The 13,806-nt window shown below is 59.9% G+C and carries 17 protein-coding genes; 9 read left to right on the top strand and 8 right to left on the bottom strand.

Annotation, left to right across the window (positions count from 1 at the left end):
- Positions 1-6 precede the first annotated feature (6 nt).
- Positions 7-837: a hypothetical protein gene (locus tag AC0IXR_RS12100; RefSeq protein WP_056429424.1), complete on the top strand. Its 831-nt coding sequence runs from the start codon at positions 7-9 to the stop codon at positions 835-837.
- 587 nt (positions 838-1,424) lie between these two features.
- Here the strand turns inward: AC0IXR_RS12100 and AC0IXR_RS12095 are convergent.
- Together AC0IXR_RS12095 and AC0IXR_RS12090 are read right to left on the bottom strand one after the other, a co-directional pair.
- Positions 1,425-1,658, bottom strand: coding sequence for a hypothetical protein (locus AC0IXR_RS12095; protein WP_471760861.1), 234 nt, complete (start codon positions 1,656-1,658; stop codon positions 1,425-1,427).
- A 151-nt stretch (positions 1,659-1,809) separates the two neighbouring features.
- Positions 1,810-2,058 (bottom strand): hypothetical protein, encoded by a 249-nt coding sequence (locus AC0IXR_RS12090; RefSeq protein ID WP_056429421.1) that lies wholly within the window; start codon positions 2,056-2,058, stop codon positions 1,810-1,812.
- On the opposite strand from AC0IXR_RS12090, the gene AC0IXR_RS12085 reads away from it, so the two are divergent.
- The 5 genes from AC0IXR_RS12085 (at position 2,057) to AC0IXR_RS12065 (ending at position 6,462) form a co-directional block, all read left to right on the top strand.
- Positions 2,057-2,719, top strand: coding sequence for a lysozyme (locus AC0IXR_RS12085; protein WP_244483645.1), 663 nt, complete (start codon positions 2,057-2,059; stop codon positions 2,717-2,719). The two genes, AC0IXR_RS12090 and AC0IXR_RS12085, sit on opposite strands and share 2 nt — an antisense overlap.
- Before the next feature lie 3 nt (positions 2,720-2,722).
- A complete protein-coding gene (locus AC0IXR_RS12080; protein ID WP_471760860.1) occupies positions 2,723-3,139 on the top strand; it encodes a 3TM-type holin in 417 nt (138 codons plus the stop codon).
- A gap of 93 nt (positions 3,140-3,232) precedes the next feature.
- Complete coding sequence (locus AC0IXR_RS12075) at positions 3,233-3,592, top strand: hypothetical protein (protein WP_056429417.1); 360 nt, start codon at positions 3,233-3,235, stop codon at positions 3,590-3,592.
- A 486-nt stretch (positions 3,593-4,078) separates the two neighbouring features.
- Complete coding sequence (locus AC0IXR_RS12070) at positions 4,079-4,570, top strand: toxin-activating lysine-acyltransferase (RefSeq protein WP_471761285.1); 492 nt, start codon at positions 4,079-4,081, stop codon at positions 4,568-4,570.
- 314 nt (positions 4,571-4,884) lie between these two features.
- A complete protein-coding gene (locus AC0IXR_RS12065) occupies positions 4,885-6,462 on the top strand; it encodes a calcium-binding protein (protein ID WP_156467820.1) in 1,578 nt (525 codons plus the stop codon).
- A gap of 72 nt (positions 6,463-6,534) precedes the next feature.
- Here the strand turns inward: AC0IXR_RS12065 and AC0IXR_RS12060 are convergent, their stop codons facing one another.
- Both AC0IXR_RS12060 and AC0IXR_RS12055 read right to left on the bottom strand, forming a co-directional pair.
- Positions 6,535-6,789: a hypothetical protein gene (locus tag AC0IXR_RS12060; RefSeq protein ID WP_056429413.1), complete on the bottom strand. Its 255-nt coding sequence runs from the start codon at positions 6,787-6,789 to the stop codon at positions 6,535-6,537.
- An 11-nt stretch (positions 6,790-6,800) separates the two neighbouring features.
- On the bottom strand, positions 6,801-7,049 hold the full coding sequence (locus AC0IXR_RS12055) for a DUF6894 family protein (protein ID WP_056429411.1): 249 nt from the start codon (positions 7,047-7,049) through the stop codon (positions 6,801-6,803).
- Positions 7,050-7,146: 97 nt separating this feature from the next.
- Between AC0IXR_RS12055 and AC0IXR_RS12050 the strand changes: the two genes are divergently transcribed.
- The gene (locus tag AC0IXR_RS12050) at positions 7,147-7,602 is read left to right on the top strand and encodes a LexA family protein (RefSeq protein ID WP_056429408.1); all 456 of its coding nucleotides are present in this window, start codon (positions 7,147-7,149) and stop codon (positions 7,600-7,602) included.
- Positions 7,599-8,891 carry a Y-family DNA polymerase gene (locus tag AC0IXR_RS12045; protein WP_471760859.1) on the top strand — a complete coding sequence of 431 codons (1,293 nt, stop codon included), beginning with the start codon at positions 7,599-7,601 and terminating at the stop codon, positions 8,889-8,891. The genes AC0IXR_RS12050 and AC0IXR_RS12045 overlap by 4 nt, the downstream gene beginning before the upstream one ends.
- Positions 8,892-9,173: 282 nt before the next feature.
- On the opposite strand, the gene AC0IXR_RS12040 is transcribed toward AC0IXR_RS12045, so the two are convergent.
- The 4 genes from AC0IXR_RS12040 to AC0IXR_RS12025 all read right to left on the bottom strand — a co-directional run bounded on the left by AC0IXR_RS12040 (position 9,174) and on the right by AC0IXR_RS12025 (position 12,565).
- Complete coding sequence (locus tag AC0IXR_RS12040; RefSeq protein ID WP_471760858.1) at positions 9,174-10,286, bottom strand: tetratricopeptide repeat protein; 1,113 nt, start codon at positions 10,284-10,286, stop codon at positions 9,174-9,176.
- 636 nt (positions 10,287-10,922) lie between these two features.
- The gene (locus AC0IXR_RS12035; RefSeq protein ID WP_471760857.1) at positions 10,923-11,540 is read right to left on the bottom strand and encodes a PRC-barrel domain-containing protein; all 618 of its coding nucleotides are present in this window, start codon (positions 11,538-11,540) and stop codon (positions 10,923-10,925) included.
- 117 nt (positions 11,541-11,657) lie between these two features.
- The gene (locus tag AC0IXR_RS12030; RefSeq protein ID WP_207412692.1) at positions 11,658-11,861 is read right to left on the bottom strand and encodes a hypothetical protein; all 204 of its coding nucleotides are present in this window, start codon (positions 11,859-11,861) and stop codon (positions 11,658-11,660) included.
- 77 nt (positions 11,862-11,938) lie between these two features.
- The gene (locus AC0IXR_RS12025; protein WP_056454281.1) at positions 11,939-12,565 is read right to left on the bottom strand and encodes an acyl-homoserine-lactone synthase; all 627 of its coding nucleotides are present in this window, start codon (positions 12,563-12,565) and stop codon (positions 11,939-11,941) included.
- 323 nt (positions 12,566-12,888) lie between these two features.
- Between AC0IXR_RS12025 and AC0IXR_RS12020 the strand changes: the two genes are divergently transcribed.
- On the top strand, positions 12,889-13,806 hold the full coding sequence (locus AC0IXR_RS12020) for a branched-chain amino acid ABC transporter permease (protein ID WP_056429449.1): 918 nt from the start codon (positions 12,889-12,891) through the stop codon (positions 13,804-13,806).

The raw sequence follows: 13,806 nt of genomic DNA, 5'->3' as shown, positions 1-13,806 counted from the left end.
CGCATCATGAGCGTCAAACCGACCCCTCTCCGCAAGCAGGACGCTGCGGGCGTCAGTGATATCGTGGGCGCGAAGACCGTGTCCTGGGACGAGGCCGACAAGTTCTTCGGCCGCCTCGCGAACGGCATCCATGAGTGCAACGTGGATTATATGGCGGCGGGCGCCAATGGCGGGCCGACGGGCCGTTGCAAGGTCTCGGGCTCGACGATGACCACGTCCGCGAAAGGCGTGACGCTGCTCAAGTCCGACCCGATCTTCAACGGGCACAGCTCGCTGGTCTTCGACGGCTCGATCGGCGAAAGCCTCCAGTTCGACAAGAAGGACGCGGTCGGGTCGTTCACCCAGATCCTGGTCCTCTCGCTCGATCCGGAGATGTACGCGCCGACCAATACCAGCTTCAAGTACATCTCGACGGTCTATGACGTCGGCACCGACGGATACAATTGGCGCCACTCCATCAGGAACGTGGGGGGCGTGACGCGTCAGCAGTTCGTTGTCGGCTCGGCGAGCGTCAACACCAACGATGTCCAAGCGGTCCCAGGCGCAGGCGTCGCGCATATTCATATCGTGTCGCACGACAACGTGGGTCACACCTCCCGGATCGCGATCAACGATCCGTCCGTGTTCAAGAACGCCACCCACACCGCGTTGACCGTCTCCGCGAACGATCTCTGGTCGGTGGGAGGCGGCCTGAACGACAACAACGGCGCCGTGTTCAAGGGCCGGCTCGCCAATCAGATCATCGTCGACGAGGCGATGCATCTCAGCCCGGAGAAGTGGGCTTCGCTCGTCACCTGGTCGGGGCTGCTCCGTCCTCGCTACGGCATCACCCTCTGATCGCGTAGCGCGCCCTCGCTCGTCCGTCCGCCGCCTCTGGGCGGTTTTTTAATGCCCGCCTCCTGGAGTTCTACATGACCTCGTCCACCGACGCGGGCGCTTTCGCACGCCTGGACCGCGATCGCTTCGCCTTCTCGAAGACTGTCCTAAGAAAGTCGGGCTTTAACGTCGACGGCAGGCGTCGTAACGAAAAAACGGGCCGAATGTCCTGCACGAACACCCGACCCGCTGTCGCCTCGTTTGCTCGTTGGGGTAGCGCACGAGACGACGCTTCTCAGTACCCACGTGATCTGAGGACGGTCAACGCCTGCGGCTAAGCCAGCTGGAGCAACAATGTTCAGAGTGCTGCCCAACACTCGCCTCGTGCAGCCTCAATCGTCGCGCACCAACCTTCGCGTATGACCAGCTCGTCTAGGTAGACCGCATATCGCCACCCCCCCTCCCGAGCAGGCCATATGGAGGCATTGACAGTGCCACCCGCGGGTAAGGGGATTTCGAAATATATCAGCCGAAAATCAGACGGTATTTCGTCCTCATCACGCATCCCTGCCGTTCTGCCCCGCCCCGCCTCCGTATCTGGCAAAGCCTTAAACTTTAACCGGTTTCTTCAACGGACGTGGCGCAATATTCGGCACCGATCCGGTGATGACGGGATCGTAGTCGATCGTCTTCTTCGCAGCCAAATGAGCCATAGCATTGCGATCAAATCCCGCCCACGGTGACGGTGCTGCTAAAGTATATAGCCCTGCAATTGATGCCATGACTTTGATGCCAAGCCAGAGATGGCGCGGCAGAGCGGACAAGGTTAATTCGGGAAGCATTATTCTAAAATCCCGAGGCAAAGCCGCCTCGAATTGGATCTTAGGCAAAAGTTTCAACAAACTACATCGAATTTGGCGAGTACAGTTAAGGCCACGGCAACCATAACTGGCCTTCGCCTCGGGCGTTGAGCGAGGCCGTCACCTCGCAGGATCAGGCCACCAGCCAACTGCCAAGGGACACAGCACCAAAGACCATGGCAGCGAGCCCAGCGGCTTCAACACCGACTAAAAAGCTCAGCACAGCGACTGTTCGTAAGCGGTCCACAAAGCCATCGACAAAATGCTCTTCCGGCCCTGGCAAGTGCCCATTGTCGAAGTGCTGCATCTTGATTTTGGCCTCGGTCAGGAAAGCCGACCGTACGCAGTTAATTTTGTATTCACCAATCAGGAGACTACGCATGGCCGCGTCTGCCATCATGACGCCGCTTGGCCTTGCCGCGCTTAAATCGCGCGAAGGCGAGCGGCTGACCGCGTACCGCGATTCCGTCGGCGTCTGGACGATTAGCGTCGGCATCACCTCGGCCTCGGGCCTCATCAAGGTGACGCCTGGGCTGACGATCACGAAGGCGCAGAGCGATGCGTTGTTCGCGAAAGGCGTCGCTCAGTATGCGGGCCCGGTCTCGGCGGCCGTGAAGGTGCCGCTCGCCGACCACCAGTTCGACGCCCTCGTGTCGCTCTGCTTCAACATCGGGGCGCCGTCTTTCGCGAAGTCGACCATCGTGCGCCGCCTCAACGCTGGCGACTATGCCGGGGCGGCCGAGGCGATCCTGATGTGGAACAAGCCGGCGGTGATCATCCCGCGCCGGCAGGCCGAGTACGATCAGTTCCGCACACCCTACTCGGTGAAGCTGCCGAGTCAGGTTCGCGGTGGCGCACCGATCAAAACCGGATCAAGTTCTAGTCCGGCTCCGGCGCCCGCTAAGCCCTTGGCGGATAAGGCCCCGGCCGCGCCCGTGGCCCAGCCGATCAAAACCCCATCAAAAGTAGGCCAGCCCGCCCCGCTCGGGTTCTGGGCCAGCCTCTTCGCGGCCCTCCGCACCAACATGGCGAAAGGAGCCTGACCCATGGGCGCCCTCATCACGATTATCCCGATGCTGCTTCAGTTCCTCGGCCCCGCCCTGCAAAAGGTCATCCCCGACGCCGGCAAGCGCGCCGAGGTCCAGGCCGAGTTCCAGAAGGCCGTGCTCGACAACCAAACCGCGCTGAACCAGGCCATGGCGAGCGTCATGACCGCCGACGCCGCTTCCGAGGGCTGGCTCTCCCGCAACGCCCGGCCGATGGTCGTGGTCTGGGGCCTCTTCATGGTGACCTACGTCGGCGTGATCTCGCCGATGCTGGGCCTACAGAAAGAGGTCATTGCGGCGCTCTCTGCCACGCCGGACAACCTCTGGAACCTGATCTCGATCGGCATCGGCGGGTTCATTCTCGCTCGCACCGTCGAGAAGGGAATCGCGGCGATTACCCCGAAGGCCGCCAAGTAGCAGGACCCTCGACCCCTCCCCTCAAGAGGGGGGAGGGTTGCTCCAGCGCAGCCGGAACACCGGCGCGCCACCGCGCCCGTGGGGGCTTGCATCATGGACACCTCGTTCCTCTCGGGCGGCCCCATCACGTGGGCTGCCCTCTTCGCGTTCGCGCTGTTCCTGGTGGCGGTGCTGAAGGCGGTCGATTGGATCGCTGGCAAGCTCAAGACGCGGGAGAAGGAGGCCGTCAGCCCCCTGGTGCTCGACCTCGCCTCGGTGAAGCTGAACGTCGAACGTCAGGGTGACGCCCTGAACGCCTTCAAGGTCGAAGTCGCACAGAAATACGTGACCGGCGACGTCATCACCCGCCTCGAGGGACGGATCGACGGCATGGTGTCCTCGGTGCGGGAAGAGATGCGCGCGACGCGTTCCGAGCTGCTCGATGCGGTGCTCCACGGACGGCCGCCGAGGTAGCTGTCCCCGCTATCCATAGTCCTGTATGACCGCCCCTGACCCGCCCGGCTCCCGCCGCGGCGGGTTTTTTCATGTCTCTGGGCCTTCGAGGGGCAGTCGCGATATCGACGACTTCATTGGTATATGCGCGCCCAGCTGTTCTCGACGATCCCATCCTCTTCGCCCCAGCAACCGAGAATGGCGAGCTCCGCAGCCAGCTAGCCGAAGCGCAGGGCCAGTGTGTCGAGTTGGCGGTAGATGTCGGCGAGCTACACCCCGAGGTCGAGTCTCTGCGACAGCAGTGAGGTGAGGTCAGGGCAGAGCGGGACGTCCAGTATCCTGAAGTCCGTCAGATGGGGGCAAGACAGATCGTTGTTGCACCCCCGTAAAGCCAGAGTCCGGTAACGCTTAATTAATCATATTAGAGCGAATTTAGGCGGCATTTCTCTGAGTCGTAATCTTCCGAACACTCGAAACCCTGCTGCATCATGAGGACGTCAGTTGACCGTGAAAGCGCTTCCGCCCGTATTGCGTCTGTTCCGGCCGGATAAGCCTGCCATCGCCCTTGGGCTCGCAGTTAGCCACCTTATGCTGAAGCCGGCCTTCGCTAATCTGCGGTTCGGTGATTGGTCACGCATTCTCGTGGGCCAGATCAATCGGGGCCATTACTGCTTTGCTGTCGATGAAGCGGGACAGATACAAGGCTTTGTGGGCTGGGCGCTGACAAATCGCGACAAAGCGGAGGCCTGGGTCGAGGGCCGGGGCGCGTTGTCCTATGATGATAGTTTGGCGGGAGATTGCCTCGTTTTCAACGCTTGGTCAGCGAATTCTACTCGCGTGCACCGGTTCCTCGTTGACGAAGCACGCAAACTGATTAGCGACAAGCAGACTCTGTACTTCAAGCGTCATTATCCGAACGGTACAACGCGCCCTGTTCGCTTGACTGTGAATGATTTTGTTGAGAAGCATATTAGTCGTTCTAAAACCGCGGATCTATAATTTGCTTTGTCGTTTATTTGGGAAGGTATTTCATAGCAAATAAGCAATAGAATGGATTTATCTCTGATTATATATATGTATTTGTCACGACAGCACGTTTGCAGCTCACTCTTCTGGCCCTCGACTAAAATCCAAATTGCGGTAAGCTGGCTTGGTAAATAGTGCTCGATTTTTACTTTAAACTGACGCGCGTAAACGATGGTTACAGAAAATTCAACTTTTAAGTTTATATATAACCTTAGAGCAGCAAGTATCAGGGGATTAGTGATATTATGGCGACTATAAAGTACACCCTCGGTGGCAGCTACGACGAGTTGAACAGTGATGACGCAATTTTAGTCAATGGACCAATTGATTTAATAGCTCAACAGATTGTCTCTATTGCCATTCAGGGCGAAAACTTTGTTCTTTCAAATGGTTCAGCTGACTCGCCGCTGGCTACGAACGCACCAATTGCCGAGCAGCAGCTGCTTAGCTCTTCACAAGATGGATTATATGTCGACTTTTCTGATATCTTAGGCCCGCTAGATCTTGATGGCGGGGAGCAGGGGGACGTACTTCTTGCTGGTTCCGGAGATGACAATCTAAAGGGCGGCGGCGGGAACGACTTACTTCAGGGCGCTTCCGGCGATGACTCGCTAAAAGGCGGCGGCGGTGATGACATTTTAGAAGGTGGGCTAGGATCCAATACTATCCAAGGGGGCGGGGATAACGATACCGTCAGCTATGAGCACTTCGATTCACCCTTTGAAATTGTGCCCGGCCGCTTGTTGGGCGTCATTGTCGATCTGAGAAGTGGTTCGGGCTCAGATAATCAAGGGATTTTCTTGAGCGATGCCTTGACCGATATTTCAAATATTCGAGGAAGCATCTATGAAGATGAATTGTATGGTGACGATAACGGAAACGTTATTGAAGGTGGCGCAGGTGCTGACACTATTGCTGGTGGTAACGGTATCGATACGATAAGCTACGCACATTCTACGCAAGGCGTGACAGTCAATTTGTTCCTCGGAATTGCCTCCGGTGGCGATGCTCAGGGGGACACTTTCAGTGGTATGGAAGGTCTTATCGGCAGTGAGAAGGCCGACACCCTCACAGGTGACAACAACGTTAACATCCTGACAGGCCTAGCCGGGAACGATATTCTGCGTAGCATGGGCGGTGCCGACACCCTCAATGGCGGCCTTGGCAACGACCAGCTGATCATCACCGATGGTGGATCGAGCGTTCATGGCGGTGGGGGCACCGACAAGCTACTGCTGCAAAGCTCGGACACCTTCACATTCACCGGCGACACTTTTGATAGCATCGAGTCGGTCTATGTCTCCAAAGGAGCGTCGCTTGACCTGTCGGCCATCACCTCGGGTGTGAGCATCTCATCGCAGAGCATGATTGGCGCGTCCTCGACGATCACGGGCACGCAGGGCGCTGACACCATCTTTTCAGGCAAGGGCACCGACACGGTCAATGGTGGCGCCGGTGATGACGTCATCAGAGGCGGAAGCGGATACGCGGTGCTGTTTGGAGATAATGGCATCGACACTATCCGAGCCGGCGCAAATGGCGCGACGATGGACGGCGGCGTAGGCGGCGATCGCCTCTATGGCGGCGCAGCGTCGGACGCGTTCGTGTTTGGAGCCGATATTGGGCAGGACAACGTCTACAATTTCCAGTCTGGAAGTGATCATCTCGACGTTTCCGCCCTCGTCGATAGCTTCCTCGATGTGAACACCCGTGTGCTGAATGGCGGGAAGGACACCCTGGTCACGTTCGATGGGGTGGATCCGGCGATCAAGTTCGTCCTGCGTGGGGTATCGAGCGTGCAGGAAAGCGACTTCGATTTCGGGACGCAGCCTACGGCGCTGGTTCATCACGACTGGGCCGTTTAGCTGAAGACCAGACGCCGAACCCGCCATCACTAAAGCCCGGCCGCCGTCATGGCGCGCCGGGCTTTTTCGCGTTTAGGCCGCCTCGAGGCTCTCGGCGAAATCGTCCGGGATCTCGCCGAATTGGCCGAGGATCGCCACGCTTTCCAATTCGCCGGTCTCGTCGTCGGCCATGACTTTGATCGCGGCGGTGCCCGGCATCCGACCTGCCATCGCCTCGGCCTTCTTCAACGCACCGAACTCTGTGGGTGCAAGCTCGCGGTCGCCGGGTACCAGGCGCTTCCGCTTGATGGTGAAAGTCTGCACCAGGAACGTCGTCTTGATTGCCATCTCGCGTCTCCTCACGCTGCCATCGGGACGTTGACCACGTCCGTAAATCCAAGGGTCATCACGTGCCGGCCCGCGGCGTCGTGAACGTCGACGACCCAATCCGACCAGTCGAGATTGCGCCCGGTTAGCTCCATGACCTGCCATGCGGCTCGCTCGGCGTGGTGCCAGAGCAGGCCGGTGTTCGGCAGCTTCACACCCGTCTCGTCGATGATCGCGGTGTGTCCGTCGGTGCAGTGAAATCGGTATGTCTGGCGCGCCATCCACAGCTCTCCACAGGCTTGAACAGGCCGCCTGCGGTTAAGATTGACCTGGAACCGTCGGCCTGTTTGTTCTCTTTTCGTTCTAACGGAGAGGGCCATGGGCGTCTATCGAATCGACGAGCTGACGCCGGGCGGTACCGACGTTGTCCACATCCCCATCATGGGTCCGACGCTGTGCGCCGGCTTCCCCTCGCCAGCTGACGACTTCCTCGAAGGCTCGCTCGAACTGCCGCGCTGGCTGGCACCAAACCCGCCGGCCACCTTCGCCTGGAACATCTCAGGCGATTCGATGCAGGCGGCCGGGATCTTTGATCGCGACCTTGCCGTGGTCGATCGGAGCCTGAAGCCGTCGCACGGCAGCGTCGTGGTCGCGGCAATCGACGGGCAAATGTCGATCAAGCGGTTCCTGGTCGATGGGAACGTCGCGCGGCTATCGTTTGAGAACCCGGACCTGCCGGCCTTCGCCGTTGAGGAGGCCGGCGAGGCCGAAATCTGGGGCGTGGTACGCTTCTCGATCCGCTGGCACATCGCCCGGGCCGGCCTAGTTCGATGAGCCGTGCCATCGCGCTGATCGACGGCAACAGCTTCTATTGCTCCTGCGAGCGGGTGTTCGACCCGAAGCTCGCTCGCGTCCCGGTGATCGTACTGTCCAACAACGATGGCTGCGCGGTGGCCCGCACCGCCGAGGCCAAGGCGCTCGGGATCAAGATGGGCGAGCCCTGGTTCAAGATCCGCGACCTTTGCAAGCGCGAGGGCGTGCGAGCGTTCTCATCCAACTACACACTCTATGGCGACATGAGTGCCCGGGCGAACGCGGTCTATCGCGACTTCTCGCCGACGGTGGAAATCTATTCCATTGACGAGAGCTTCCTCGACCTGTCCGACATGCGCGAGGATCGACGCCTCGAGCTCGCGCGTGACCTGCGTGCGACGGTGCGCGCCTGGACCGGCATTCCGACATGCGTGGGGATCGGGCCAACGAAGACGCTGGCGAAGCTCGCCAACCACATCGCCAAGACGATTCCGGATCTCGGCGGGGTGTGTGACCTCTCGGACGAGGACGAGCGGGCGGCTTGGCTCTGTCGCATCCACGTCGGCGAGGTCTGGGGGATCGGTCGTGCCTCGCTGGCGAAGCTGGAAGCCATGGGTGTCGATTCCATCGCCGATCTGCGCGACCTCGACCCGCGTCCGGTCCGCAAGGCGATGACGGTGGTTGGCGAGCGCATCATCCATGAGCTGCGCGGCGTGTGCTGCTTACCGCTCGAACTGATGCCGGCCCAGCGGAAGGGCTGCGCCGTTACCCGCTCGTTCTCCAGCCGGATCGAGGACCGGGCGACGATGGAGCAGGCGGTGGCGGCCCACGCGACCCGGCTCGGCGAGAAACTGCGCCGGGGTGGGCTCGGCACGACCCACGTCTCGGTTTTCTATCACACATCCGAGCACGACCGCGGCGACCCGATGCGCTCAGTCTCGACGACGATCACCCTGCCCGAAGCGACGAATGACACGCTGGCGCTGATCAAAGCGGCGCGCGAAGGCGTGGCCCGCACCTGGCGCGAAGCTCCGGGCGAACGGCCGTGGCGCTACAGCAAGGCTGGCGTCATCACCACCGACCTCAAGCTGCTGGAGGACTCCCAGCGCGCCCTGATTGGCCAGCTCGACCGTGAGCGCAGCGCTCCGCTGATGGCGGCGATGGACGAGTGCAATCGGCGCTTCGGCCGCGGTGCCGTCGTGCCGGCCCGGGCGGGCCTTGAAAAAAAGAGGACCTGGTCGACGAAGTTCGAGATGCGGAGTCCACGCTACACCACGCAGGTGTCAGAGCTGCCGACGGCCCACGCCTAATGCTACAGACAGCAAACTCAACTCGCTACCGACTATAACGAGAGGGAATATCGAGCATGGGACGCTAATGGAGATTCAAATCTTTGATAATAGGCCGCTCATGCCTGAGGAACGACGCATGAATTAGACCTAGACGGATCCCTAATTACTTTAAGATCTGGGGGGGAGAGCGAATAGCATACACGGACTACTGCCAGAGAAATGTAACAATCAGCCAAAAGGGTGTCAAAGTATATTGAACAAGTAGAACATTGTATCGTATTTTTATAATTTCTCGATGCGTCATATTGTTGTTGGACAGTGTCTCCCACGGAAGCGCTGCTCGTCGGGGAATCGTTGACTGTGCAGAGCTAAAAGTTCGGCAAGCCTAATGTCGTTAATGGCCGCCGCGCATCGAATCGCATTCTCTAGAGCGGGCCTGAGTTCCGGTTCACGCTGAGCTGCCGAAATTAGCAGCGCGCAGCCTTCTGCGCTGCGTCCCTCCTTCCAACATGCCATTCCCAAGCGATACAACGCTTGCCCTGACAATGCTGAGTGATCTACCAACTTTTCTAGCTCAGCTAACTCTGCAAACTGGCCAGCGGCATACATCGTATTTATTTGCCGCGACTGCTGTAGGACATTCACTCGAACGTGTTGGGACTTCAGTATGCCGGAGTTTCGGATAAAATCGGTAATTTCTGTGGCAAAGTCGCGATATTGAACGGCCTTAAAATGAGCCGAGTCATTTCCCCATCTTTCTTCAGGTATATCCCGTAATGGAAGAACTAATGCATCGTGAGGCTGAATAAGTGCACGTTCATAGCGTCGTGCGCGATCAGCTCTTTCGGAATCCTCGCCATATGCGCTGTACGGGAAATTGATGAAAACAATTGCAGCAACAGGCGCTACCGCACGAAAATGGGCGAGCAAACGCGACATGTTGCCGGCCCCCTCCTCCCCGCTTAACAGTTGACCAAGTGTCCAGCCGGGGTGGTCGTCTTGCCAGAGCACGAAACTACCAGCGCGTTCGTCCTCCAATTTTCGGCATAAACGCGCACCTAAATCGACATGATTATCTACGATGATGAGGTCAGGTTGGCTCTCAAGCGCCGAGGGAAAGGGAACGAATACGTCTAGGGCATGCCCGCCAATGCTCAATCGATCCTGATTTAGTATAATCTGTTCAACTGATTCCTCAAGGGTCGATGCCGTAGTCGGCTTTTTGTAAAATGTTTCTTTCAAAACATCTAAACTATATTCTGTCCAATTGTTTTCTATAAATCGACCAATATAAGCATCAGATCGCACGTGATAGACGCTGGATATAATTTCAGCGTGCAACTCTTTGATGATTTGATTGCCAACTATTCTTGATAAACATGATCCAAACGTAGCTATTCGCAGATATTGCATCAAAATTATACTCCTACTTGAAATCAATTTATCTTATTGGCTAGGCACCTGGGTCTTATGGGATGTATGCCAGTGCACGCATAAGCCGCCTCGGAGAAGTATCCTGATGTTAGTCTGGCTGAGCCAACGGGCCACCTGCCCATAAGGAGCCGGGTCAGTTAACAACATAACGATGGCTATGCCTATGGCTCGAGTCGAGTCGCTCGTGCTGAAGTCGCGGGCCATCCGATGGGGATATGCGCCTTGGCGGGCAGCATCGACGCGGCGAAAAGCGTTTGGCAAACCGGCTCTAAGTCATTGATATTTCGATCACGCCAAACAAGCGGTTTTGCAAAAATATCGTTTATTTTCAACGTTTACGTCTAGCTTGAGGTGCTAGTCCTGCAAGGGGTGGAGGTTCGAGTCCTCTTGGCCGCACCAACTCAATCGAGTTGTTGTACCCCGAAGCGTCTGATCCCGGAGACGGCCACGAGGCCGGACGGGATCGTCGAGCGATCATCAAGAAGAGTGTCGTCGGGTTCGGATCTCGGGTTCAGGCCGGAGGTCTGGAATGCTCATCCGGCCGCAAGCTCCGCAGCTCAGGTTCGATGCGGGCGGATCGCGGCCGATCCCGAACCACGCGCCCGGCACGCCTCCTCACTCCGCCTTCTGCGTCGGATAGGTGAAGACCGGCGCGGCTTGCAATTCCGCTTTCGTCTGGCGGATCTCCGCCTCGATCGGCTCGCCGACATGGACGCTCGCCCGGCCCTTCGTGGCTTCGGTCGTGGTGGCGGCGCCCGCAGGGCCGGTGGCCTGGTCGGTATCGCCGGTATTCTCCGCCTTCAGGACGGCATCGCCGGATTTCGCGCCCGGCATGGTCTCGGGGGTCACTTTGGCGGCCCGAGCCTCGGAGGGGGCGTCCTTCGGCTTAACGATGGACGGGTCCGGAAGCTCTCCGGCCTTGGCGTTGGTGTTCCACGCCATCTGGTCGAAGGCCACCGCGACCCGCTTGCCGCCCACACCGAGGAAGCCGCCGACATCGATCACCACCGCCTGGATGCGACCGTTCCCGTCCACCAGCACATCCTCGATGGTGCCGACCTTGACGTGATCCTGGCCCACCACGCGCAGGCCGATGACCTTGGACGCCTTGAAGCTCCCCAGCGGGGCCTGGGTGAGGAAGGCGGATTTTCCCGTCTGGCCGTCCTGTGCGAGCGCCGGAACCGCCGAGGCGGCGACGATGAGGAGCGCGAGGGTACGGACGAATGCCGGCATGTCGGTTGTTCCAGACGATCGGGAGCGATCTGCTGAACCCTCAACACATGCGGCCGGGTCCTGGTTCACCCCGGCCCGCGCCGTCCGGTCGGCGCGGAGGTCCCGTGGTCGACGGGGTCAGTGGCCGAGCACCGATTGCTGCCCGGTCTGGGTCTCGGCCTCGGTCGCCTTCGCCATGGCGACGCCGATCTCGAAGAGCAGGAGATCGACCAATTGGCGCATCACCAGCGTGCCCGACGTTTCGATGATCTCCCGTGCCGCGATGCAATGTCCTGCCAGCGTCTGGAGGTGATCCTCCCGGTTCATTGCCGAAGAGTACATGGGGAGCGCCCTTTTGTTCTGTTGTCGAAGACCCTCGTCTTCGAGGTGTCGTCTGCTGTCTGCCGAGTGGCCGCCGCTCAGGCGGCGAGATAGGCATAGGAAGAGGGTGCGAGCACGGAATCCGGGTTGCCGCTGACGCTACGCAGGCGCGCGAGGGTGCGCTCGTCGAATTCCGCCGTCGCCGCGATGATGTCCTCGCCGCTGATCGTGTGGGGCAGCCCGAGCGGGCGGGCGCGGAAGTGCAGTTGCACCACGTGCAGCAGATAGAGCGTCGGCATCTGCAGCACGAGGCGGTTCACGCCGTGGTGCATGCCCCATTCGACGATGCCCGTGAGCAGGGCGAGGGAGACCGGGTTGACCACCTTGCCGCGGGCCCTGTGCGAGCGCGCCACGGCCTGCCGCGTCCATTCCCAGGTCCGGGTGCCGCACGGACGTTCGCCCTCGCAGAGCTGTGGCATGATTTCGGACAGAAGGTGCGGCCGCGTCGTCGGCAGAAGCCGGCTATAGCCGATCACCCTGCCATCCTCGATCGCCAGGAAATGGATGGCATGGGGCGTATCGAACTGATCGATCTCGCGGCCATCCGGCCTGGCGAGGTCCGACCAGCCTTTCTCGGTCACGAAAATCTCGTGGCGCAGGCGCCAGGCCTGCTCCATCTCGTCGCGGTAATCGCCCTCGTTGGCGGGGGTGATGATGTGGATCATGCCAGCAACTCCGTCCTCGGCGCATGTCTGGCAGTGCCCGGAAAGGTTGCGTACTACGGGAAACCGTAGGGTCGACGATGGCTCGTCTGGGATGGCCGCGTTGGCGGAGAGAGTTCTTCTTGCCGCATCGAGAATCCGACCTCCGAGGGCGGCGTCATGACGCTGACTGACAATCCCTTCGGACGAGAACGATTCTTGGATTGACCCCGGGGCGTTCTTGCGGACACTCCCCACGCCCGCGCCGATCTCCACGAAGGATGGTGGCGGGCGGCCATCTGGCATGCCATTCGCGCATCTGGCATGCCATTCGCGAAAGCCCATCAATGGAATTCTTCGCCCAGCAATTCATCAACGGCCTGACCCTCGGGTCGATCTACGGCCTGATCGCCATCGGCTACACGATGGTCTTCGGCATCATCGGCATGGTGAATTTCGCGCATGGCGACGTCTTCATGGTCTCGGCCTTCATCGCGCTCATCGCGTTTCTCATCCTCACCACCTGGCTCGGCCTCTCGTCCGTGGCCCTGGTCTTCCTCATCGTCCTCGTCATCGCCATGGCGCTGACTTCCCTGTGGGGATGGGCGATCGAGCGGATGGCCTACCGGCCCTTGCGCGGCTCGTTTCGCCTCGCGCCGCTGATCTCGGCGATCGGAGTGTCGATCTTCCTGTCGAACTTCGTCCAGGTGGTGCAGGGCGCCCGCAACAAGCCGGTGCCGCCCCTCGTGCGCGACGTGGTCGTGCTCTACCAGAACGAGCAATACACCGTGACCCTGTCCTACAAGCAGGCGATCATCATGATCACCACGGCCGTGCTGCTCGCGGGGTTCTGGTACCTCGTGCAGAAGACGCCGTTCGGCCGGGCGCAGCGCGCCGTGGAGCAGGACCGGCGCATGGCGGCGCTGCTCGGCATCAATGTCGACCGCACCATCTCCCTGACCTTCGTGCTCGGCGCGGCCTTGGCCGCCGTCGCGGGCACGCTCTACCTGCTCTATTACGGCGTGGTCTCGTTCTCGGACGGGTTCGTACCCGGCGTGAAGGCCTTCACCGCCGCCGTGCTCGGCGGCATCGGTTCGCTTCCCGGCGCCGTCATCGGCGGGATCATCATCGGCCTGATCGAGACCTTCTGGTCGGCCTATTTCACCATCGAGTACAAGGATGTGGCCGCGTTCCTCATCCTCATCGTCGTGCTCATCTTCAAGCCTTCGGGCATCCTCGGCCGGCCCGAAGTGGAGAAGGTCTGA

This window comes from Methylobacterium sp. AC832, from assembly GCF_979256025.1.
The sequence above is the reverse complement of the archived record's forward strand: the minus strand, read 5'-3'. Positions and strand labels throughout refer to the sequence as shown.